At 64.2% G+C, this 21,501-nt stretch carries 26 protein-coding genes and 1 other RNA gene; 14 read left to right on the forward strand and 13 right to left on the reverse strand.

Translation table 11 applies throughout. The features are described 5' to 3' along the window. Window positions 1-144: 144 nt before the first annotated feature. The 4 genes from clpX to JHW40_RS10805 all read left to right on the forward strand — a co-directional run bounded on the left by clpX (window position 145) and on the right by JHW40_RS10805 (window position 2,808). Window positions 145-1,410, forward strand: a complete 1,266-nt coding sequence (clpX, locus tag JHW40_RS10790; RefSeq protein ID WP_090610056.1) for an ATP-dependent Clp protease ATP-binding subunit ClpX — start codon at window positions 145-147, stop codon at window positions 1,408-1,410. Between the two features lie 202 nt (window positions 1,411-1,612). Then, window positions 1,613-1,987 carry an NADH:ubiquinone oxidoreductase subunit NDUFA12 gene (locus tag JHW40_RS10795; RefSeq protein WP_090610055.1) on the forward strand — a complete coding sequence of 125 codons (375 nt, stop codon included), beginning with the start codon at window positions 1,613-1,615 and terminating at the stop codon, window positions 1,985-1,987. After that, window positions 1,988-2,452: an outer membrane lipid asymmetry maintenance protein MlaD gene (gene mlaD, locus JHW40_RS10800; protein WP_090610054.1), complete on the forward strand. Its 465-nt coding sequence runs from the start codon at window positions 1,988-1,990 to the stop codon at window positions 2,450-2,452. Further along, the gene (locus JHW40_RS10805; protein ID WP_336390092.1) at window positions 2,449-2,808 is read left to right on the forward strand and encodes a DUF2155 domain-containing protein; all 360 of its coding nucleotides are present in this window, start codon (window positions 2,449-2,451) and stop codon (window positions 2,806-2,808) included. The genes mlaD and JHW40_RS10805 overlap by 4 nt, the downstream gene beginning before the upstream one ends. On the opposite strand, the gene aat is transcribed toward JHW40_RS10805, so the two are convergent. The 6 genes from aat to hisA all read right to left on the reverse strand — a co-directional run bounded on the left by aat (window position 2,775) and on the right by hisA (window position 7,313). Then, entirely contained in the window at window positions 2,775-3,404 is a 630-nt protein-coding gene (aat, locus tag JHW40_RS10810) for a leucyl/phenylalanyl-tRNA--protein transferase (RefSeq protein ID WP_090610053.1), read from the reverse strand. The genes JHW40_RS10805 and aat overlap by 34 nt on opposite strands. A gap of 9 nt (window positions 3,405-3,413) precedes the next feature. Continuing rightward, on the reverse strand, window positions 3,414-4,760 hold the full coding sequence (accC, locus tag JHW40_RS10815; RefSeq protein ID WP_090610052.1) for an acetyl-CoA carboxylase biotin carboxylase subunit: 1,347 nt from the start codon (window positions 4,758-4,760) through the stop codon (window positions 3,414-3,416). Window positions 4,761-4,767: 7 nt separating this feature from the next. After that, window positions 4,768-5,271 carry an acetyl-CoA carboxylase biotin carboxyl carrier protein gene (gene accB, locus JHW40_RS10820; RefSeq protein WP_090610215.1) on the reverse strand — a complete coding sequence of 168 codons (504 nt, stop codon included), beginning with the start codon at window positions 5,269-5,271 and terminating at the stop codon, window positions 4,768-4,770. A gap of 132 nt (window positions 5,272-5,403) precedes the next feature. Further along, window positions 5,404-5,718, reverse strand: a complete 315-nt coding sequence (locus JHW40_RS10825; RefSeq protein WP_090610051.1) for a phosphoribosyl-ATP diphosphatase — start codon at window positions 5,716-5,718, stop codon at window positions 5,404-5,406. Beyond that, window positions 5,715-6,476: an imidazole glycerol phosphate synthase subunit HisF gene (hisF, locus tag JHW40_RS10830; protein WP_090610214.1), complete on the reverse strand. Its 762-nt coding sequence runs from the start codon at window positions 6,474-6,476 to the stop codon at window positions 5,715-5,717. The genes JHW40_RS10825 and hisF overlap by 4 nt, the downstream gene beginning before the upstream one ends. Before the next feature lie 120 nt (window positions 6,477-6,596). After that, window positions 6,597-7,313 carry a 1-(5-phosphoribosyl)-5-[(5-phosphoribosylamino)methylideneamino]imidazole-4-carboxamide isomerase gene (hisA, locus tag JHW40_RS10835; RefSeq protein WP_090610050.1) on the reverse strand — a complete coding sequence of 239 codons (717 nt, stop codon included), beginning with the start codon at window positions 7,311-7,313 and terminating at the stop codon, window positions 6,597-6,599. A gap of 135 nt (window positions 7,314-7,448) precedes the next feature. Here hisA and JHW40_RS10840 point away from each other — a divergent pair, with 135 nt between their 5' ends. Beyond that, window positions 7,449-7,835 (forward strand): DUF2147 domain-containing protein, encoded by a 387-nt coding sequence (locus tag JHW40_RS10840; protein WP_090610049.1) that lies wholly within the window; start codon window positions 7,449-7,451, stop codon window positions 7,833-7,835. 5 nt (window positions 7,836-7,840) lie between these two features. On the opposite strand, the gene JHW40_RS10845 is transcribed toward JHW40_RS10840, so the two are convergent. The 7 genes from JHW40_RS10845 to JHW40_RS10875 form a co-directional block, all read right to left on the reverse strand. After that, the gene (locus JHW40_RS10845; protein WP_090610048.1) at window positions 7,841-8,074 is read right to left on the reverse strand and encodes a ribbon-helix-helix domain-containing protein; all 234 of its coding nucleotides are present in this window, start codon (window positions 8,072-8,074) and stop codon (window positions 7,841-7,843) included. Then, window positions 8,067-8,264 carry a DUF4169 family protein gene (locus JHW40_RS10850; RefSeq protein WP_090610047.1) on the reverse strand — a complete coding sequence of 66 codons (198 nt, stop codon included), beginning with the start codon at window positions 8,262-8,264 and terminating at the stop codon, window positions 8,067-8,069. Before JHW40_RS10850 ends, JHW40_RS10845 begins: the two co-directional genes overlap by 8 nt. Then, window positions 8,261-8,632: a VOC family protein gene (locus tag JHW40_RS10855; protein WP_211657177.1), complete on the reverse strand. Its 372-nt coding sequence runs from the start codon at window positions 8,630-8,632 to the stop codon at window positions 8,261-8,263. Before JHW40_RS10855 ends, JHW40_RS10850 begins: the two co-directional genes overlap by 4 nt. Continuing rightward, window positions 8,629-10,023, reverse strand: coding sequence for a class II fumarate hydratase (gene fumC / locus JHW40_RS10860; protein WP_090610046.1), 1,395 nt, complete (start codon window positions 10,021-10,023; stop codon window positions 8,629-8,631). Before fumC ends, JHW40_RS10855 begins: the two co-directional genes overlap by 4 nt. Before the next feature lie 129 nt (window positions 10,024-10,152). Further along, window positions 10,153-10,644, reverse strand: coding sequence for an SspB family protein (locus JHW40_RS10865; protein WP_090610045.1), 492 nt, complete (start codon window positions 10,642-10,644; stop codon window positions 10,153-10,155). Between the two features lie 446 nt (window positions 10,645-11,090). Then, window positions 11,091-11,444, reverse strand: a transfer-messenger RNA (tmRNA) gene (gene ssrA, locus JHW40_RS10870). 20 nt (window positions 11,445-11,464) lie between these two features. Next, the gene (locus JHW40_RS10875) at window positions 11,465-11,914 is read right to left on the reverse strand and encodes a PaaI family thioesterase (protein ID WP_244519061.1); all 450 of its coding nucleotides are present in this window, start codon (window positions 11,912-11,914) and stop codon (window positions 11,465-11,467) included. Between the two features lie 81 nt (window positions 11,915-11,995). On the opposite strand from JHW40_RS10875, the gene JHW40_RS10880 reads away from it, so the two are divergent. From JHW40_RS10880 to JHW40_RS10920, 9 genes are all read left to right on the forward strand, one after another. Beyond that, on the forward strand, window positions 11,996-12,373 hold the full coding sequence (locus JHW40_RS10880) for a hypothetical protein (RefSeq protein WP_139208087.1): 378 nt from the start codon (window positions 11,996-11,998) through the stop codon (window positions 12,371-12,373). Next, window positions 12,370-13,287, forward strand: a complete 918-nt coding sequence (locus JHW40_RS10885) for a manganese-dependent inorganic pyrophosphatase (RefSeq protein WP_090610043.1) — start codon at window positions 12,370-12,372, stop codon at window positions 13,285-13,287. Before JHW40_RS10880 ends, JHW40_RS10885 begins: the two co-directional genes overlap by 4 nt. Window position 13,288: 1 nt before the next feature. Beyond that, the gene (locus JHW40_RS10890) at window positions 13,289-14,158 is read left to right on the forward strand and encodes a TIGR01459 family HAD-type hydrolase (RefSeq protein WP_090610042.1); all 870 of its coding nucleotides are present in this window, start codon (window positions 13,289-13,291) and stop codon (window positions 14,156-14,158) included. 192 nt (window positions 14,159-14,350) lie between these two features. Next, window positions 14,351-14,794: a MaoC family dehydratase gene (locus JHW40_RS10895; protein WP_090610211.1), complete on the forward strand. Its 444-nt coding sequence runs from the start codon at window positions 14,351-14,353 to the stop codon at window positions 14,792-14,794. Window positions 14,795-14,827: 33 nt separating this feature from the next. Then, window positions 14,828-15,769, forward strand: coding sequence for a bifunctional riboflavin kinase/FAD synthetase (locus JHW40_RS10900; protein ID WP_090610041.1), 942 nt, complete (start codon window positions 14,828-14,830; stop codon window positions 15,767-15,769). Continuing rightward, window positions 15,769-16,209 carry a YcgN family cysteine cluster protein gene (locus tag JHW40_RS10905; protein WP_090610040.1) on the forward strand — a complete coding sequence of 147 codons (441 nt, stop codon included), beginning with the start codon at window positions 15,769-15,771 and terminating at the stop codon, window positions 16,207-16,209. Before JHW40_RS10900 ends, JHW40_RS10905 begins: the two co-directional genes overlap by 1 nt. A gap of 97 nt (window positions 16,210-16,306) precedes the next feature. Next, entirely contained in the window at window positions 16,307-17,470 is a 1,164-nt protein-coding gene (locus tag JHW40_RS10910) for a M20 aminoacylase family protein (RefSeq protein ID WP_090610039.1), read from the forward strand. Window positions 17,471-17,513: 43 nt separating this feature from the next. After that, window positions 17,514-20,999, forward strand: a complete 3,486-nt coding sequence (gene dnaE, locus JHW40_RS10915; RefSeq protein ID WP_090610038.1) for a DNA polymerase III subunit alpha — start codon at window positions 17,514-17,516, stop codon at window positions 20,997-20,999. 54 nt (window positions 21,000-21,053) lie between these two features. Then, complete coding sequence (locus JHW40_RS10920) at window positions 21,054-21,473, forward strand: DUF1801 domain-containing protein (RefSeq protein ID WP_211657176.1); 420 nt, start codon at window positions 21,054-21,056, stop codon at window positions 21,471-21,473. The last annotated feature ends 28 nt before the right edge of the window (window positions 21,474-21,501 follow it).

The following is a 21,501-nucleotide window of genomic DNA, read 5'->3' on the forward strand; positions in this document are numbered from 1 at the left end:
GCACGTCATCCCTAACATATGGCCAGACGCTTTCCGTATTCCGTCCCTTGCCGGGCGGGGCGGATGATCGAAGTTGCGGCACCGGCCCTGATCCGCGTGTCGCCCGTGACGCCCGACGCGTTGCGGCAGTGAAGGAAGTGGACGATGGCAAACCAGTCCGGCGGCGACAGCAAGAACACGCTCTATTGCAGCTTTTGCGGCAAGAGCCAGCATGAGGTCCGCAAGCTGATCGCGGGTCCGACCGTTTTCATCTGCGATGAATGCGTCGAACTCTGCATGGACATCATCCGCGAGGAAACCAAGTCCAGCGGGCTGAAATCCGGCGAAGGCGTGCCGACGCCAAAAGAGATCTGCCAGGTCCTCGACGATTATGTGATCGGGCAGGAGCATGCCAAGCGGGTGCTGTCTGTCGCGGTTCACAACCACTACAAGCGGCTGAACCACGGCGCGAAATCCGATATCGAACTGGCGAAGTCGAATATCCTGCTGATCGGCCCCACCGGCTGCGGCAAAACGCTGCTGGCGCAGACGCTGGCGCGGATTCTGGACGTGCCCTTCACCATGGCCGACGCGACCACGCTGACCGAGGCCGGCTATGTCGGCGAGGATGTCGAGAACATCATCCTGAAGCTGTTGCAGGCGTCGGAATACAATGTCGAGCGCGCGCAGCGCGGCATTGTCTATATCGACGAGGTGGACAAGATCACCCGCAAGTCGGACAATCCCTCGATCACCCGCGACGTGTCGGGCGAGGGGGTGCAGCAGGCGCTGCTGAAGATCATGGAGGGCACTGTGGCCTCGGTGCCGCCTCAGGGTGGGCGCAAGCATCCGCAGCAGGAATTCCTGCAGGTGGACACGACGAATATCTTGTTCATCTGTGGCGGCGCCTTTGCGGGTCTGGACCGGATCATCTCGCAGCGTAACAAGGGCACGGCGATGGGCTTTGGCGCCAGCGTCAAGGAAAACGATGATCGTGGTGTGGGCGAACTGTTCAAGGAGCTGGAACCCGAGGACCTGCTGAAATTCGGGCTGATCCCGGAATTCGTGGGTCGTCTGCCGGTGATCGCCACCCTGACCGATCTGGACGAGGATGCGCTGATCATCATCCTGACCAAGCCGAAAAACGCTCTGGTCAAGCAATATCAGCGCCTGTTCGAGCTGGAAGGGGTCGAACTGACCTTTACCGAGGACGCGCTGAGCGCCATCGCCAAGCGCGCGATCCAGCGCAAGACCGGGGCACGCGGGTTGCGCTCGATCATGGAGGAGATCCTTCTGGACACCATGTTCGAACTGCCCGGCATGGACAGCGTCGAGGAAGTGGTCGTCAATGAGGAAGCGGTCGAGAACCCGGCGGCAAAACCGCTGCTGATCCATACGGATGCGAAGAAAGAGACGGCCTCGGCGGGGTGATGCTGTTGTGCGCGGTTGCAGGGGGCTGTTTGCCCCCCACGCGCTGACGCGCGTTCCCCCCGAGGATATTTTTACACCAAAGATGGGCCGGTTTTGTCCGGCCTTTTCCTTGGGATTGTGGGGGCGGCGGGTTGCGCGCTCTGGACCTTGGGGCGGGATTGCGCCATATCTCGGCTTGGACAAGAAGGATGAGGCCCGGCACATGAATACCCTGCTTCGCGCCCTGACCTGGTGGAACAGTCAGACCATCAACACCCAGTTCTGGACCTGGCGCAACGGCACCAGGGTTGGTGAGGATGGCGAGGGCAACGTCTTTTATCAAAGTAAGGATGGCAAGCGCCGCTGGGTGATCTTCAACGGCGAATCCGAGGCCAGCCGCGTCAGCCCCGAATGGCATGGCTGGCTGCACCATACATGGGCGGAGCCGCCGACCGAGGCGCCGTTGCCGCATAAACCCTGGGAAGAGCCGCATAAGGCCAACCAGACCGGCAGCCTGGGGGCCTATTTCCCGGAAGGGTCGCTTTATCATGCGCAGCCAGCGCAGCGGCGCGATTACGAAGCCTGGCAACCGGAATAGATGACGGCCGCGGCGCATCGCACCGAGACGATCACCGGCGCTGTCGTTCTGGCGGTGGCTGCCGGTTTTCTGGCATGGGCAGGGGGGGGCGAGTTGTTCCCGCGCGGTGGCTATGAGGTGACCGCCTCGTTTCCCGATGTCGATGGGGTCGAGATCGGCACCGAAGTCCGGCTGGCGGGGGTGAGGATTGGCCGTGTCAGCGCATTGAGCCTGAACCCCGAGACCTATATGGCCGATGCGCGGCTGACGATCCCCGAGGGGATCGTGCTGCCTGCCGACAGTGCCGCGCTGATCCAGTCCGACGGGTTGTTGGGCGGTGCCTATATCCAGATCCAGCCGGGTGGAAGTCCCGATAATCTGGCGGCCGGGGATGAGATCGAGGATGTTCAGGGGGCTGTCAGCCTGCTGCATCTGATGATGAAATTCGTCGATAGTCAGGCGAGCGCCGGGGATGCGGCGCAATGATGGTCCGGCTGGCGATCTGCGCGGCGTTTCTGGGGCTGGCGGTTCCGGCGGATGCGCAAGAGGTGGCGCAGGGGCGTGGTGCCTTGCTGCGCGGGCTGGACAAGGTGTCGGGACGCACCACCGATCTGGAACTGGCCGTGGGCGAGGCGCAGCGCTACGGCAGGCTGGAGGTTCGTCTTGGGGAATGCCGCTATCCGGCGGGCGATCCCAGTTCTGACGCTTTTGCGCAGCTGACCGTCTCGGACAGGTCGCGCAATGTCACGCTGTTCAGCGGCTGGATGATCGCGTCCTCGCCCGCGCTTTCGGCGCTGGACGATGCGCGCTACGATATCTGGGTGATTTCCTGCCAGAGCTGATCTGCCGCGAGCGGTTGGACGGCGCCAAAATCTGCCTGACCGCGCAGGGCGGTCTGCAATTGCTGGCGATAGATGCGGCGCGGGATCTCGATCCCGCCCATGCGTTTCAGATGCGGGGTCAGGAATTGCGTGTCGAACAGGGTAAAGCCCGCGCGCGACAACTGGCTGGCGGTCCAGAGCAGCGCCATTTTCGAGCCGTTGCTGCGGGCTGAAACCATCGATTCCCCGAAGAACGCCCGACCTAGCGTTACGCCGAAAATACCGCCCGCGAATGCGCCGTCGCGGCGGATCTCCAGCGCATGGGCCTGACCTGACCGGTGCAGATCGTGGTAAAGCTGGCGCAGCTGGTCATTGATCCATGTGACCTCGCGATCCGCGCAGCGCCGGACGATCATGTCGAAATCACCGTCGATATGCGCCGACCACCCGCCGCGCCTCAGGTCCCGCCGCAAAGAGCGCGAGGCATGCAGCCCGTCGATCGGCAGCACCCCCCGCAGCGGTGGATCGAACCAGTAGAGACGCGGATCATCCGCGCTTTCCGCCATCGGAAAGACGCCTCGCGCATAGCCGGAGAGCAATTGCGCGGGGGTCAGCATCGCGGCCGGTCAGCCGAATTTCTGATCCAGCCAGCGCTCCAGCCAGTGGATCGAGTAATTCCCGGTCTGGATGTCCGGTTCCTGCAGCAGGGCGGTGAACAGCGGCACGGTCGTATCGACACCATCGACGATCAGTTCCCCCAAGGCGCGGTCCAGCCGGGCCAGCGCCTCGTCGCGGTTGCGACCGTGGACGATCAGCTTGCCGATCAGGCTGTCGTAATAGGGCGGGATCGCATAGCCGTCGTAAAGCGCCGAATCGATCCGCACGCCAAGACCGCCCGGCGCGTGATACTGGGTGATGCGGCCGGGGCAGGGGGTAAAGCCCGGCACCTTTTCGGCATTGATCCGCACCTCTATGGCGTGGCCGCGGATCGACAGATCCTCTTGCCGGAACTCCATGTCCTGACCTGCGGCAACAAGGATTTGCTGGCGGACCAGATCGACATCGAAGATCGCTTCGGTCACCGGATGTTCGACCTGCAAGCGGGTGTTCATCTCGATGAAATAGAATTCGCCATCCTCATAGAGGAATTCGATCGTGCCAGCCCCGGCATAGCCGATCCGGGCCACGGCATCGGCGCAGATCCTGCCGATGCGGTCGCGTTCCTCGGGCGTGATCGAGGGGCCGGGGGCCTCTTCCAGCACCTTCTGGTGGCGGCGTTGCAGCGAACAGTCGCGTTCGCCCAGATGGACGGCGCGGCCCTTGCCGTCGCCGAAGATCTGGATCTCGATATGGCGCGGCTTTTGCAGGTATTTCTCGATATAGACATCGGGATTGCCGAACGCCGCCTTGGCCTCGGCGCGGGCGGTGCGGAAGGCGACCTCCAGCCCGGCCTCGTCCGCAGCCACCTTCATGCCGCGACCGCCACCGCCGGCCGTGGCCTTGATGATGACCGGATAGCCGATGTCCAGGGCGACCTGCTTGGCCGTTTCTACATCATCGACGCCGCCATCGCTGCCGGGAACGCACGGCACCCCCAGCGCCTTCATCGTGTCCTTGGCGGTGATCTTGTCGCCCATGATGCGGATATGTTCCGCGCGCGGGCCGATGAAGGTGATGTCGTGATCTTCCAGCATCTGCACGAAGGCGGCGTTTTCCGACAGGAAACCATAGCCGGGATGGATCGCCTGCGCGCCGGTGATCTCGCAGGCCGAGATCAGGCCGGGCATCGACAGATAGGAGCTGGTCGAGGGCGGCGGGCCGATGCAGACCGATTCGTCGGCCATGCGCACATGCATGGCATCGGCATCGGCGGTGGAATGGACCGCGACCGAGGCGATGCCCATTTCGCGGCAGGCGCGGATGACGCGCAGCGCGATCTCGCCACGGTTGGCGATCAGGATTTTTTCGAACATGGCGCCCTCACTCGACGACCATCAGAGGGGCGCCGAATTCGACCGGCGTTCCGTCATCGACCAGAACGCGCTTGACCGTGCCCGCACGGGGCGAGGGGATGTGGTTCATGGTCTTCATCGCCTCGACGATCAGCAGCGTGTCGCCTTCGGCCACGGTCTGGCCGATGGTGACGAAGGGCGTGGCGCCGGGTTCGGGTGCCAGATAGATCGTGCCGACCATCGGCGAGGTGACGGCGCCGGGCAGAGAGGCGGGGTCCTCGTTGGTGACGGCGGCAGGCGCATTGCTGGCGGGGGTGGCGGCAGGCGCGGGCGCCGGGACCGGGGCGGGGGCTGCGGCAACGGTGGTGACCTTGCCCTGTTTGGACAGGCTGACCGTCAGCCGGTCATGTTCGCCATACTCGCGCTTGACCGAGATCTGGGCGAGGTTGCTGGCGTTCAGCAGCTCCGCAAGGGACTGGATGAAGGCGACATCGCCCTCGTGAAACTTGCCATTGTCGGATTCGTTGCTCATGCTGACCTCTGCCGTATTCGCCATGTTCTTGATGCGCCGTCACCTGCTGCGGCGCGGATTCAGGCGCTTATAACCGCTTGCGGGGGGCAAGGAAAAGGGTTCGCGTCGCTTTGCGCTTTTTAAGCGCACGGCTCAGTCGTCACGCGAGGCTTTCTCGGCGATGCCCGAGACCCCTTCACGCCGGGTCAGTTCCCGTTCGACATCGGCCAGCGTCAGATCCCGGGCCGCCAGCATCACCAGAAGATGGAAAAGTGTGTCGGCGGCCTCGGAGATCAGTCGCTCGCGGTCGCCCTTCACCGCCTCGATGATCGCCTCGATGGCTTCCTCGCCGAATTTCTCGGCGCATTTCTCGGGGCCTTTCGCCAGCAGTTTCGCGGTCCAGCTGATATCGGGATCGGCGGTCCTGCGGGCCTCGATCGTGGCGGCAAGGCGTTCGAGCGCGGTCATGTCAACCTCATGGGGATGCCTGCAGCGGCCATATGGGCTTTGGCCTCGGCGATGGTGAAGGTGCCGAAATGGAAGATCGAGGCGGCAAGGACGGCGCTGGCATGGCCTTCGGTCACGCCCTCGACCAGATGATCCAGCGTGCCGACGCCGCCCGAGGCGATGACAGGGATGCCCACTGCGTCGGCGATGGCGCGGGTCAGCGGAATATTGAAGCCCGCGCGGGTGCCATCGCGATCCATCGAGGTCAGCAGGATTTCGCCCGCGCCCTTGCCTTCGATCAGCCGGGCGAATTCGACTGCGTCCATGCCGGTGGGTTTGCGCCCGCCATGGGTGAAGATTTCCCATTTTCCGGGCGCGACGGTCTTGGCGTCGATGGCGCAGACGATGCATTGGCTGCCGAAGCGGTCAGCGGCCTCTGCCACGACATCGGGATTGGCGACGGCGGCGGAGTTGAAGCTGACCTTGTCGGCCCCGGCCAGCAGCAGGTCGCGCACATCCCGATGGCTGCGCACCCCGCCGCCCACGGTCAGCGGCACGAAGCACTGTTCCGCCGTACGGGTGACCAGATCATGCAGGGTGCCGCGGTTTTCATGCGTGGCGTGGATGTCCAGAAAGCAGATCTCATCCGCGCCGGCGGCATCATAGGCGCGGGCGGCCTCGACCGGGTCGCCGGCATCGATGAGATCTACGAAATTGACGCCCTTGACCACACGCCCATCGGCGACATCAAGGCAGGGGATGATGCGAGTTTTCAACATGATGGCCTTGTAGCGCGGCATTGGCGGGCGGGGAAGGGGGCTCTGCCCCCGCGAAAGCCGACCCCCTCGATGGGGGTCGGCTTTCGCACCCCCGGGATATTTTTGCACCAAAGATGGGGATCAGCGCAGGATGGCGAGGGCCTCGGTCAGGTTCAGCGCGCCATCATAGAGTGCGCGGCCGGAAATGGCACCGGCGATGATGCCGGTTTGATGAAGTGCCTGAAGGTCGGCCATCGAGGAGACCCCGCCCGAGGCGATCACCGGGATCGAGACGGCGCAGGCCAGCGCCTCGGTCGCGGCGACATTCGGGCCGCCCATCGCGCCGTCGCGGTCGATATCGGTATAGATGATGGCGGCGACCCCCGCGTCTTCGAAGCGGCGGGCAAGGTCGGTGGCGTCGATATCGGTTTCGGTGGCCCAGCCGCGGGTGGCGACGCGGCCCCCCCGGGCGTCGATGCCGACGGCAATACGGCCGGGAAACGCCTTGGCGGCCTCATGCACCAGATCGGGATTCTCGACTGCCACGGTGCCCAGAATCACCCGGGCGAGGCCGCGATCAAGCCAGCTGCCGATCGTCTGCATGTCGCGGATACCGCCGCCGAGCTGTGCAGGGATGGTGATGGTGGCAAGGATCGCCTCGACCGCATCTGCATTGACGGGATGGCCCGCGAAAGCCCCGTTGAGGTCCACCAGATGCAGCCATTCGGCCCCGGCATCCTGAAAGGCGCGGGCCTGGGCGGCGGGATCGGTGCCGAAGACGGTGGCCGCCTCCATTTCGCCGCGCAGAAGGCGCACGCAATTGCCGTCCTTGAGGTCGATGGCGGGGTAGAGGATCATGGCTGCTCTCATCTGGTCAGGCTTGGGCTTCCTTTGCCATGCCGGGCCGGAAAGGGAAAGCACCTGACGTCACACTTGCCCGAATCCGATAAGCGCGCAGAATCACCCGATGCTTTGGGATGAGGAGGAGGGATCATGCGAAACATCATCTGTGCGGGCGCGTTGCTGCTGGCGTTGGCAGGCGTGGCCGGGGCCGATCCGATCGAGGGGTTGTGGCAGACTCAGCCCGACGAGGGATCGTTCGCCCATGTCACGATCGCGCCTTGCGGTGCAGCGTTCTGCGGTACCATCACGCGCACCTTCAAGGATCGCGCTGAATACCAGTCGCCGAATATCGGGCGGCAGATCGTGATCGACATGGCCCCGTCAGGCGGCGGTCAGTATCAGGGGCGGGTGTGGCGGCCTGCGAATGACCGGATCTATTCCGGCAAGGCCAGCGTGGAAGGCGACCGGATGAGCCTGTCGGGCTGCGTTGCGGGCGGGCTGCTGTGCAAGAGCCAGACCTGGGTCCGGGTGCAATAGCGCGTTCAGCCGCGGCGCAGGTCGGCCAGCACGAACAGCCGGATCGCCGTGGCCAGCCCGACCTCGGGCGGGCGGGCGCGGTCGATTCGGGCGATCAGCGTGGCCCGTGTCTCGTCCCGGTCGGTGGCGATGCGGCCCAGTTCCTGCCAGAACGCCTCTTCCAGCGAGACCGAGGTGCGGTGCCCCTCGATCGTCACCGAGCGTTTCAGCGGCGGGGTCATGCCGGGCAGGTCAATCATCGCCTTGTCCGCTGTCCTGATCCAGCCGGTGGGCGGCATGAAGCCGGTCCTGCCGCGCCGTTTCGTCCCTGCGCAGTTCCGTGACGGGCTTTGCTTCTCCGAAGCGGGCCGCATTCGCATCGCCCTGCGCGCGGCGGGTGGCGCGGTTGCGCTGCTTGCGGGCCTGACGCAGATTGATCGTCTTGGTCATCGCGCCTCCTTTGGGGGCAGCATCAGTTGCCAGCTGACGCCGAACCGGTCAGCGATCCAAGTATAACGCGGCGAGAAGGAATAGGCATCCAGCGGCATGAAGGCCTGCCCGCCTTCGGACAGGATCTGCGCGATTCCGTCCAGCTGGGCGGCGCTGTCGCAGGTGATCAGCAGGGAAATCGCGGGGGTGAAGGTGAAATCATGGGGCGTCGGGCTGTCGAACAGCATCAGGACCTGTCCGGCCAGGGTCACGCGCAGGTAATCCTGACCCTGGGGTTCAACCAGCATGTCGGGAAATGCGCGGGACCAGAGCGCGACGGCATCCGCCATCGCGCCCTGAAACATCAATTGCGGCGTCGCCGCGATCACCCTTTCGGGCCGATCATGTCCTCGGGGCGGACGACACGATCAAAGGTTTCACCATCGACGAAGCCCAGATTGATGGCCTCTTCGCGCAGGGTGGTGCCATTCTTATGCGCGGTCTTGGCCACCTTGGTCGCATTGTCATAGCCGATGGTCGGCGCCAGCGCGGTCACCAGCATCAGCGATTCCCTCATCAGCTGGTCGATGCGGGTGGTGTTGGCCTGCGTGCCCACGACCATATTGTCGGTGAACGAGGCCGCCGCGTCGCCCAGAAGCTGCATGCTTTGCAGCACGTTATAGGACATCATCGGGTTATAGACGTTCAACTCGAAATGGCCCTGGCTGCCGGCGAAACCGATGGCCGCGTCATTGCCCATCACATGGGCGCAGACCATCGTCAGCGCCTCGGCCTGCGTCGGGTTCACCTTGCCGGGCATGATGCTGCTGCCGGGTTCGTTTTCCGGCAGGATCAACTCGCCCAGACCCGAGCGCGGGCCCGAGCCCAGCAGGCGCATGTCATTGGCGATCTTGAACAGGCTGGCGGCGACGGTCTTCAGCGCGCCCGAGAAGAACACCATCGCGTCATGGGCGGCCAGCGCCTCGAACTTGTTGGGGGCGGTGACGAAGGGCAGGTCGGTGATCCTGGCGATCTCGGCCGCGATGGAGGTATCCCAACCCTTCTTGGTGTTCAGCCCGGTGCCGACGGCGGTGCCGCCCTGCGCCAGCTCATAGATGTCACCCAGCGCCAGCCTTACCCGTTCGATCCCCTTGGCGACCTGATGGGCATAGCCGCCGAATTCCTGACCCAGCGTCAGCGGCGTCGCGTCCTGGGTATGGGTGCGGCCGATCTTGATGATATCCTTGAATTCCTCGGATTTCGCGACCAGCGCCTTGTGCAGCTTTTCAAGGCCGGGGATCAGCACGTCGCGGGCCTGCATGGCGATGCCCACATGCATCGCGGTCGGGAAGGTGTCGTTGCTGGACTGACCCATGTTCACATGGTCATTGGGGTGGACGGGCTTTTTCGAGCCCATCTCGCCGCCCAGGATCTCGATGGCACGGTTCGAGATCACCTCATTGGCGTTCATGTTCGATTGCGTCCCCGAGCCGGTCTGCCAGACCACCAGCGGAAAGTTGTCGTCGAACCGGCCTTCGATCACCTCGGTCGCGGCCTGTTCCATCGCCTTGCCGATGGCCGGGTCCAGATCGCCATTGGCCTGATTGACACGGGCCGCCGCCAGCTTGACCACGCCAAGCGCGCGAATGATCGGCACCGGTTGGCGTTCCCAGCCGATGGGGAAGTTGCGGATCGAACGCTGGGTCTGCGCGCCCCAGTACTTCGAGGCGTCAACCTCAAGCGGGCCAAAGCTGTCGGTTTCGGTGCGGGTCTTGGTCATGTCGAATGGCTCCCTGGGACATCTGCGGGGGTTCTAGCCGTCGCGGCCCGGATTCGCAATTCGTATGCGACGGTATGCTGTTGTCGATGCGCCAGTCCCTGCCATCGCGTCCGTGTCACCGCTGACGGCTTACTTGCGCCAGCGGTCCAGTTGCACGACCTCTCCGCCGCCGGGGGGCGGGTCGTCGGGGCCGTCATCGCCGTTCCGGTCGCTGTCGCCCAACTCGATCTGTTCGTCCTCGTCCTCCTCATCATCCGATCCGGCCTCCTGCGTCTCGAAACGCAGGCCGAATTCGACCGAGGGGTCAACGAAGGTCCGCAATGCGTCAAAGGGGATTCGCAACGGTTCGGGCGAGTTGCCGAAATTCAGCGTGATGGTAAAGCCGTCCTCATCCACCGTCAGATTGTCGAACCAATGCTGGATGACGATGGTCATTTCCTCGGGATAGCGTTCCCGCAGCCAGTCGGCCATCTCGACCCCGTCATCGCGGGTGTCGAAGGTGATGAAGAAGTGATGTTCGCCCGGAAGGCCGTTCTGGATCACGCCGCGCAGGACATCCGCGATCAGTCGCTGCATTGCGCGATGCATCATTCCGCCATAATCAATTCCCGACTGCGCCATTCAGCCACCCTCTTTATCTGGCGCCAGCATAGGGCGTCGTCCGAAGATGAAAAGGGGGGCGATCACCACGGGAAGGTCATTTCTTGCGGCAGACCGGGCAAGGGTCCGAAATGCAGGCCCAACCTTTTCAACGGGAAAGGGTGGTTCAGGGCCTTATCTAGCGCAACAATATCCGTGTGTGCCGCACATGGGACAAAGTCCGGTTAACCTCTGACAGCCCATCATTGACGGATTTCAGCGGCTGTTGCGGTCGTGGATCGCTTTGCGCGGTCCGCGTTTCCTCCGTGCAGCCAGCAAGTACGAAAAGCCCGAAAACAACCACCATCACCCGACGCATACCATCCACCCTCGAATCAACAGGAACACATGTCTGCGACCTTCGATAAGGCAAATCCCTTATCAAACGATTAACGGCTGACTGCGCTGGATGGGCAGGATAGGGGGAAAGTGCAGGATTCTGTTGCCAGGCTCCTGCGGGCCCCGCCTGACGCTGCTAGGCGACAGGGCTTAGGTTTCGGTTACCCGAGCTGCTTACGCAGCCAGAGCGACCGGAGCACGGTTGTCGTTGGCAACTGTACAATTTGCACCGATATCGGTGGTAGCTCACCGAGACAAAGCAAACATCTTTAGACGTTCGTCGATCCTGTTTCGGCCCCATGTTCCCCCAACGAAGGGTTTTGGTGGAGCCGCCGGGTACCGCCCCCGGGTCCGATCCGCTTATTACATGCGCGTTTATGTCCATAGCCCGGGCAAGCCCGAACAGGATGAATATAGGCGCGCGGACCCGCCACCGCAACCCGGTCCGCGCAACGATCCCCGATCAGGGGCGCGGCTGGGCGCTGACGCAGATCAGCGTCTGCAAGCCGGTCGCGACATGCAGCCTGCGGCCCGAATTCTCGGCCCAGACATCCAGCTGACAGATGGTCAGCGTCCGGCCGGGTTTGATGACGCGGCCCTGCGCCTCCAGCCGTTCGCCGCGTGCGGGATTGATCAGGTTCAGCTTGAATTCCACCGTCAGGACCGAGCGATCCTCGGGGAACACGGTCATGGCGGCGTAACCGCCGGCGCTGTCGGCAATGGCCGAGGTCGCCCCGGCGTGGAAATAGCCGTGATGTTGAAGCAATTCGGGCCGGTAGGGCAGGCGAATCACCGTCAATCCGCGTTGCAGGTCAGCCAGTTCGGCACCCAGATGCGCCATCAGGCCCTGCTGGCCGAAACTGTCGCGGATGCGTGCCTCGGCCGATGCCTCAAGCGGAACCTCTGTCACCATGCCCCATCCTTTCCGATCTGGACCGTCCCCTGCGGACAGGGCCGATCCTGCGACAGCATCGTGGCGCTCGCAAGCGGTCTGATGATTTCGCGGCCTTGTGCTGTGGCGGTTGCCGAACAAGGCGGCCAATGCGCGAAATTCGGACAGCGGGGGTTCGGTGTCATTGCCCTCGCACAGGGTGATGGCAGGGGCATAGGTGCCGCTTTGCTGCGCATGGGCGATGGCGTGGAAGGCACCGATAACATGGCGATCAGCGTGATTGGGGCTGGCTGGTCGGTGGTTGGAGGGGGGAACGGAAGCTGGCTTGTCCTGATAGGTGACAAAAACACTTTGGAAATGCAAGCCGCATCATGCGACAGCCCGGTGACGGCCCTGCCGATGCTGCGGGCGCGCGTGGACAAGGCCCGGCGTGGCGCCTATAAGGCCAGCAAATTCGACAAGCGCAGAGGCGACACATGATCAAGGTATTCGGCCACACCGCCCCCGACACGGACTCGACCGGCTCGCCCATCATCTGGGCCTGGTATCTGAACGAGATCCGCAAGACCCCCGCCGTGGCGGTCCTGCAGGGCGAACCCAATACCGAAGCCGCATGGATGCTGACGCGCTGGGACCTGACCAAGCCCGAGATCATCGCCGATGTGGCGCCGGGCGATGATTGCGTGATCGTGGACACCAACAACCCGGCCGAGCTGCCCGCCTCTATCGGTCAGGCGAATGTGCTGGAGATCATCGACCATCACCTGCTGGCCGGGGGCATCAAGACCGGGGTGCCGATCAATATCACCATTCGCCCGCTGGCCTGCACCGCGACCATCATGCACGACCTGATCGGCGAGGAAATGGAGCGCGCGCCGGACGCGATCAAGGGCGCGATGCTGACCTGCATCCTGTCGGACACGCTGGAGTTCCGCAGCCCGACCACCACCCCTCATGACCGCGCCGTGGCCGAGAAACTGGCCGCCGATCTGGGCCTGAACGTCACCGATTACGCCGCCCAGATGTTTGCCGCGAAATCCGATGTCAGCGCCTTCGACGATCAGGCGCTGCTGCGCATGGACAGCAAGGAATACGAGTTGGGCGGCAAGCAGCTGCGCATCTCGGTTCTGGAAACCACCGCGCCGCAGGTGTTGCTGGACCGCAAGGCCGCGCTGATGGCCGCCATGCCCGCCGTGGCCGCCGCCGATGGTGCCGACGAGGTGCTGCTGTTCATTATCGACATCCTGAAGGAAGAGGCCACGTTGCTGATCCCCAATGATTTCGTGCGTCAGGTGGCCGAACGGAACTTCGGTGCGAAGGTCAGCGGCGACAGCGTCGTGCTGCCGGGCATCATGAGCCGCAAGAAACAGATCATCCCGGCGCTGGCTGGCTGACATGACCCGGATCATTGAAAGCCTGTCGCAGATCGGTGCGGATTATGATGCGCTGTTCTGCGATCTCTGGGGTTGCCTGCATAATGGCAAGACCGCCTATCCCGCGGCCATCGCCGCGCTGCAACAGTTCCGCCGCGGCGGTGGCAAGGTCTGCCTGATGACCAATGCGCCGCGCCCCAACCCGATGGTCGAGCGGCAGTTGAACCGGATGGGGGTGCCCACCGACGCATGGGACATCATCGTCAGCTCGGGCGATGCGACGCAGGCCGCGATGCTGGACGGCGCCGTCGGGCGCAGGGTCTGGCATCTGGGCCCCGACAAGGACGACAGCTTCTTTGAACTGATCCCGCCCGGCTATGAAACCGCCGAACCCATCACCCGCGTTGCGCTGGATAAGGCCGAGGGGATCATCTGCACCGGGCTGTTCGACGACCTGACCGAAGCGCCCGAGGATTACCGCACCCGGCTGACGCAGGCGCAGGCCCTTGGTCTGCCGATGCTCAGCGCCAATCCCGATATCGTCGTCGATATGGGAGAGGACCGGATCTATTGCGCCGGTGCGCTGGCCGAACTTTATGAGGAACTGGGCGGCAAGGTCTCCAGCTTTGGCAAGCCGCATGCGCCGATCTATGACCGCGCGCGCAACCTGCTGGGGCTGGGCTCCGGGGCGCGCTATCTGGCGGTGGGTGACGGCATCAACACCGATATTCTGGGTGCCACGCGCGAGGGGATCGACGCGCTGTTCGTCACCGGCGGGTTGGCGGCGGATTCGATGGGGCCGGATGTCGAAAACCCCGAGCCCGAGCGGCTGACCGAATGGCTGGCCACCCGCCAGCAGGATCCCAAATACAGCATCGGCCGCTTGCGTTAACGCGCGCGCCAACCATTGCCGACAGCGCCCGTATCGCAGGATGCGGGCGTTTTGCTTTGCGGGGCCTGTCTCAAATCCGGAACAACATAATTATCATTTTATGGCCCTCACGGGTTATTTTCTTGCGCGACGGGTTTTGCGCTGCTATGCAGCATTCAGCCCAACCACCGGCAAAGACCAATGGAACGCGACATGTTTGACAATCTTCCACGCGGCACGATCGTCATCGAGGACCTTGAAGTCGGGATGAGCCGCTATTTGCAGAAACAGGTGACCGACCGCGATATCGAACTGTTCGCCGAGGTCTCGACTGACCGCAATCCCGTCCATCTGGACGATGATTACGCGCAGGACACCATCTTCGAGGGGCGGATCGCCCACGGCATGCTGTCAGCGGGGCTGATCTCGGCGGTGATCGGTGAACAGCTGCCGGGGCATGGCACGGTCTATCTGGGGCAGACGCTGAAATTCATGGCCCCCGTGCGGCCCGGCGACATGGTGCGCGCCGAGGTGACGGTCGAGGCGATTGACCACGCGAAACGGCGGGTCACGCTTGCAACCCGCTGCCTCGTCGGCGATACGGTCGTTGTTAAAGGCGAGGCGGTCGTTCTGGCGCCAAGCCGCAAGTTCGACTGACGACGGGGCGCTGATCCGGCCCCAAGGGGGCGCATGCACATCCATCGTGACTGGACCGGACTGCCAGCCAGCGCAAAGGGCGCCAGCGTCGCGCTGGGAAACTTCGACGGCGTGCATCTGGGCCACCGGGCCGTGATCGAAACTGCCCGGCAGGCGGCGGAACAGCCGGGCGACGCGCCGCTTGGCGTCATCACCTTCGAGCCTCATCCGCGCCAGTATTTCGCCCCCGACGCGCCGCCCTTCCGGCTGATGAACGCGGAATCGCGGGCCAACCGTCTGGCGCGGCTGGGGGTGCAGCAGCTTTACGAATTGCCCTTCGGTCCGGTTCTGGCAGGACTGTCGCCCGACGCCTTTGCCCGCGATGTGCTGGTGGAGGGTTTGGGCATCGCCCATGTCACCGTGGGTCAGGATTTCTGCTTTGGCAAGGACCGCGCCGGGGATGCCGGAACGCTGGTCGCCCTTGGCCGCGATCTGGGTTTCGGCGTCAGCATCCAGCCGCTGGTCGGCAGCGGTGGGCGCGAATACAGCTCGACCGCGATCCGTCAGGCGCTGACTGCCGGTCAGCCGCGCGAGGCCGAGGCCATTCTGGGCCATTGGCACCGGATCGAGGGCGAAGTCGTCCACGGCGACAAGCGCGGCCGCGATTTCGGCTGGCCCACCGCGAATATGCGGGTGGACGATCTGCATCTGCCGCGTCTGGGGGTCTATGCCGTGCTGGTCGATGTGCTGACCGGCCCCGACCGGCTGTCCTGTCAGGGGGTCGCCAGCCTTGGCGTGCGCCCGATGTTCGGCCGCAATACGCCCAATCTCGAAGTGCATCTGTTCGATTTCGCGGGTGATCTCTATGGTCAGCATCTCTCGGTCGCGCTGATCGACTTTCTGCGCGACGAGGCGAAATTCGATACCGTCGATGCGCTGATCGACCAGATCGCCGCCGATGCCGAACAGGCCCGCGCGGTACTGGCAGGCGCGTGATGCGCGATGCCTTCTGGACATTGCCGCTGGATCGCCTGACCCCCGAGGAATGGGAGGCGCTGTGTGACGGCTGCGGCAAATGTTGCCTGAACAAGATCGAATACGAGGATACGGGCGAACTGGCCTTTACCCGCGTATCCTGCCGCCTGCTGGACGGGCACAGTTGTGCATGCAGTTCCTATGCGAACCGGCATGACTATGTGCCCGATTGTGTGGTGCTGACGCCGAAGAAACTCAAGGACATCGCCTGGTGGCTGCCCGCGACCTGCGCCTATCGCCTGCGGGCCGAGGGGCGGCCGCTTTATGACTGGCATTACCTGATCTCGGGCGATCGTGAATCCGTGCATCGCGCCGGGGCCAGCGTGCGCGGCTGGACCGTCAGCGAGGTCGAAGTCACCGAGGACGACTGGGAAGACCTCATCATCGAAGACCTGTCCTGACGCCCCCGGCTGTACCGTCCCCGGCCGCCCTTCGGACGCCAACCCCTTGCCCGCCCCGGCAAAAGCCCTCATCCTCCGCCGCGAAGGAGACCGAACCATGCCCATCAAGAACCGCTTCGCCGAACTTCTGCCCGAGATCACCGCCTGGCGACGGGATTTTCACGAACATCCCGAACTGCTCTATGAGGTCCATCGCACCGCAGGCCGCGTCGCCGGATTGCTGCGCGAATTCGGCTGTGACGAGGTGGTCGAGGGCATCGGCCGGACCGGAGTCGTGGGCGTGATCCGGGGCCGGACCGACAGCAAGGGCCGCGTCGTGGGCCTGCGCGCGGATATGGATGCGCTGCCGATCAACGAGCAGACGGGTCTGGACTATGCGTCGAAAACACCGGGCAAGATGCATGCCTGCGGCCATGACGGCCATACGGCGATGCTGCTGGGCGCGGCGAAATATCTGGCCGAGACGCGCAACTTCGACGGCACCGCGGTCGTCATCTTCCAGCCCGCCGAAGAGGGCGGCGGCGGCGGCAAGGCGATGATCGATGACGGGCTGGTCGCGCGCTGGAACATCCAGGAATTCTACGGAATGCACAACATGCCCGGCATTCCGGTGGGGCAATTCGCGGTTCGCCCCGGTCCGGTCATGGCGGCAGCGGATCAGTTCGACATCACCGTGACGGGCAAGGGCGGTCACGCCGCCAAGCCGCATGAATGTATCGACACGACGCTGGTGGCGGCGCAGATCATCGTCGCGCTGCAATCGGTGGTGGCGCGCAATATCGATCCGCTTCATCACGCGGTGATCTCGGTCTGCGTGGTCTCGACCGACTCGACGGCGCATAACGTCATCCCGCAGGCGGTCAGGCTGAAGGGCACCGCCCGCAGCCTTGATGACGGCGTGCGCGACCAGATCGAAGAGGGCATCTACCGCGTCAGCACCGGCATCGCCGCCGCCATGGGCGCGACGGCAGAGGTCGATTACCAGCGCGGCTATCCGGTCACCGTGAACGACGCGCAATCCGCCGAATACGCGACCGAGGTCGCCCGCCAGATCGCAGGCGATGTCGATCCCGATTTCAAGCCGCTGATGGCGGGAGAAGATTTCAGCTATATGCTGAACAAACGCCCCGGCGCCTATGTCTTTGTCGGCAATGGCGATACGCCGATGGTGCATCACCCGGCCTATAATTTCAGCGACGAGACCATTCCCGCGGGCTCCAGCTGGTATGCCGGGATGATCGAGGCGCGGATGCCCGCCTGATCGGCATTGCACAGAACCTTTGGCCGGGGCTAGTGTCCCGACCATGACCGTCAAAGCCCCCCGATTCATCCATCTTCGCACCCATTCCGAACATTCGCTGCTGGAAGGCGCCATTCCCGTGGGCAAACTGCCGGGGCTGGCTGCGGATGCCGGCATGCCCGCCGTTGCGCTGACCGATACCAATGCCATGTTCGCGGCGTTGGAATTCAGCGTGAAATCAATGGACAAGGGCGTACAGCCGATTATCGGCTGTCAGGTGACCCTGCTGGCCGAGGCGACCGGACCCGTGGTCCTGCTGGCGCAGAATCAGGCGGGCTGGCTGAACCTGATGGCGCTGTCCTCCTGCCTCTATCTGCGCGACGGCGGCGCGCTGCCGCATGTGACGCTGGATGAGCTGTGCGACCGGGCCGAGGGGTTGATTTGCCTGACCGGCGGCGCCACCGGGCCTTTGGGACTGCTGATCGCGCAGGGGCAGGCCGACAAGGCGGCGGCGCTGGCCGACCGGCTGGCATCGGCCTTTCCTACCCGGCTTTATGTCGAATTGCAGCGCCATCCGGGCGAGAATGGCCAGTTGATGCCGGCCGAAACCGCGTCGGAAACCGGCCTGATCGACCTGGCCTATGCCAAGGCGCTGCCGCTGGTCGCCACCAACGACGTCTATTTCCCCAAGCCGGCGATGTACGAGGCGCATGACGCGCTGATCTGCATCGCGGAAAAGGCCTATGTGGACCAGTCGCAGCCGCGCCGCCGGCTGACCCCGCAGCATTACTTCAAAAGCCCGGAAGAAATGGCGGTGCTGTTCGCCGATCTGCCCGAGGCGCTGGAGAACACCGTCGAGATCGCCCGCCGCTGCGCCTTTGCGGTCAAGAAGCACGCGCCGATCCTGCCGCGCTTCGCCGATGACGAGGTCAGCGAATTGCGGCGTCAGGCCCGCGAGGGGCTGGAGGCGCGGCTGAAGGTCATCCCCCATTCCGTCAGCGTCGAGGAATATCACAAGCGGCTGGATTTCGAGCTGGGCATCATCGAACAGATGGGCTTTCCCGGCTATTTCCTGATCGTGGCGGATTTCATTCAATGGGCCAAGGATCACGACATTCCGGTGGGGCCGGGGCGGGGTTCGGGCGCGGGGTCGCTGGTCGCCTATGCGCTGACCATCACCGACCTTGATCCGCTGCGCTATTCGCTGCTGTTCGAGCGGTTCCTGAACCCGGAACGGATCTCGATGCCCGACTTCGACATCGACTTCTGCATGGACCGCCGCGAAGAGGTGATCCGTTACGTTCAGGACAAATACGGCAAGGACAAGGTCGGCCAGATCATCACCTTCGGCGCGCTGCTGTCCAAGGCCGCCGTGCGCGATGTGGGGCGGGTGCTGCAACTGCCCTTCGGTCAGGTGGACCGGCTGTCCAAGATGATCCCGGTTGAAGGCGTGAAGCCGGTCAGCATCACCAAGGCCCGCGCCGATGAACCCCGCCTGCGCGAGGCGGCGAAGGAAGAGGTCGTGGGCCGCCTGCTGGACTATGCCGAACAGTTGGAGGGGCTGTATCGCAACGCCTCGACCCATGCCGCGGGCGTGGTGATCGGGGACCGGCCGCTGGACCGGCTGGTGCCGCTTTATCGCGATCCGGCATCCGACATGCCCGCGACGCAATTCAACATGAAATGGGTCGAGCAGGCCGGGCTGGTGAAGTTCGACTTTCTGGGCCTGAAAACCCTGACGGTGATCCAGAACGCGGTGGACCTTATCAACGGGGGCGGGCGCCCGCTGCATGTCGCCGCCGACGGGCGCAAGCTATATGATCCGCCGCCGGGCGCCGAGAACCAGATCAACGCCATCCCGCTGGATGACAAGCCCAGCTATGACCTGTTCGCCTCTGCCCGCACGGTCGCGGTGTTTCAGGTGGAAAGCAGCGGCATGATGGACGCGCTGCGCCGGATGCGCCCGACCTGCATCGAGGATATCGTGGCGCTGGTCGCGCTTTATCGTCCCGGCCCGATGGAGAACATCCCGACCTATTGCGACGTCAAGAACGGCGTAAAGAAGCTGGAATCGATCCATCCCAGCATCGACGATATCCTGTCCGAGACGCAGGGCATCATCGTCTATCAGGAACAGGTGATGCAGATCGCACAGGTCATGGCGGGCTACAGCCTTGGCGGCGCCGACCTGCTGCGCCGCGCCATGGGCAAGAAGATCGCCGAGGAAATGGCCAAGGAGCGGCCGAAATTCGTCGATGGCGCGGTGGCCAATGGCGTGGATGCCAAGAAGGCGGGCGAGGTCTTCGACCTGTTGGAGAAATTCGCCAATTACGGTTTCAACAAATCCCACGCGGCGGCCTATGCCGTGGTCAGCTATCAGACGGCATGGCTGAAGGCGAACCATCCGGTCGAATTCATGGCCGCGGTGATGAACTGCGATATCCATCTGACCGACAAGCTGGCCGTCTACAAACGCGAAGCCGACCGGATGGGGATCGAGATCGTGCCGCCCTGTGTGAACCGGTCCGCCCCCACCTTCACGGTCAGGGACGGGCGCATCCACTATGCGCTTGGCGCGCTGAAGGGCGTCGGCGTCGAGGCGATGCGGCTGATCCACGAGGCCCGCCATTCCGCCGAAGGGGCGGATATGCCCTTCCGTGACATCAACGATTTCGCCCGGCGTGTGGACATGAAGCGCGTGGGCAAGCGCCCGCTGGAGATGCTGGCCCGTGCCGGGGCCTTCGATCTGCTGGACGACAACCGCGCGCGGGTGCTCAAATCGCTGGATGCGCTGGTGGCGTGGTCGGCGGCGGTGCAGGAGCAGGCGGCGTCGTCGCAATCCTCGCTGTTCGGGGGCGGCGAGGATCTGCCGCCGCCGCGCCCGGCGCTGGCGCAGGTCTGGCTGCCGACCGAGAAGCTGGGCGAGGAACACAAGGCCATCGGCTTTTATCTGTCCGGCCATCCGCTGGACGATTACCAGACCGCGCTGCGCCGCAAGAAGGTGCAGACCCTGTCCCAGATCAGCGCCGATGCCGAAGGCGGCCCGCTGGTCACCCATATCGCCGGCACGGTCGGCGCGCGGCAGGAACGGAAATCGGCCAAGGGCACGCAATTCGCCTTTGTCAGCCTGTCGGATCCGACCGGGCTGTACGAGGTCACGGTGTTCTCGGATCTGCTGAACGCGTCGCGCGAAAAGCTGGAACCGGGGCAGAACGTGGTCTTGCAGGTCAAGGTCGAACCCTCGGGCGATCAGGTCAAGATGCTGGCCAATTCGGTCACGCTGCTGGAGGACGCCATCGCCGATGCCGGGGCCGGGCGGCTGGCGGTCGAAATTCAGGGCGCCGATACGGTCGGGCGGGTGGCCGAAACCCTTGGCCGCATCCAGTCCGACATAGTGGCCTCGTCACGATCGCGCGGGCCGGTCATGCTGCGCATCCGCGAGGGAGACGAGATGATCGAGATCGAGGTGGCCAATGACGCGCCCCTGACCACGCCCGCCCGTCAGGCCCTGCGCGCCGTGCCCGGCGTGCTGGAGGTGGTCGAGGAATAGCCCGCTTTTGTCATCGCGCCGCCTGTGGCAGACTGCCCGCAAGGGGGAATGACGATGAACAAGGACGCATCCAGACCGGTGCTGCTGTCGGGTGGCAATCCGCAGATCGCCAAGGGGTATGGCGACGCTCCGGTGCAGGCCTATATCGCGGCGATACCCGAATGGAAAAGCGCCGTCGGCGCACAACTGGACCGGATCATCATGGCCGAGGTGCCCGCGGTTCAGAAGGCGGTCAAGTGGAACTCGCCCTTCTACGGGCTGGAGGGGCAGGGCTGGTTTCTCAGCTTTCACTGCTTCACCCGCTATATCAAGGTGACGTTCTTTCGCGGCACCTCGCTGGAGCCGGCGCCGGCGGGGAAATCCAAGCATCCCGAAGTGCGCTATCTGGATATCCATCAGGAGCCCGGTCTGGACGAAGCGCAATTCGCCGACTGGGTACGGCAGGCCAGCCGCCTGCCGGGCGAAAAGCTGTAGCCTTTTTGGGGGCGGGACGGAATTGCAG

Source organism: Paracoccus alcaliphilus (genome assembly GCF_028553725.1).
Classification (GTDB): domain Bacteria; phylum Pseudomonadota; class Alphaproteobacteria; order Rhodobacterales; family Rhodobacteraceae; genus Paracoccus; species Paracoccus alcaliphilus.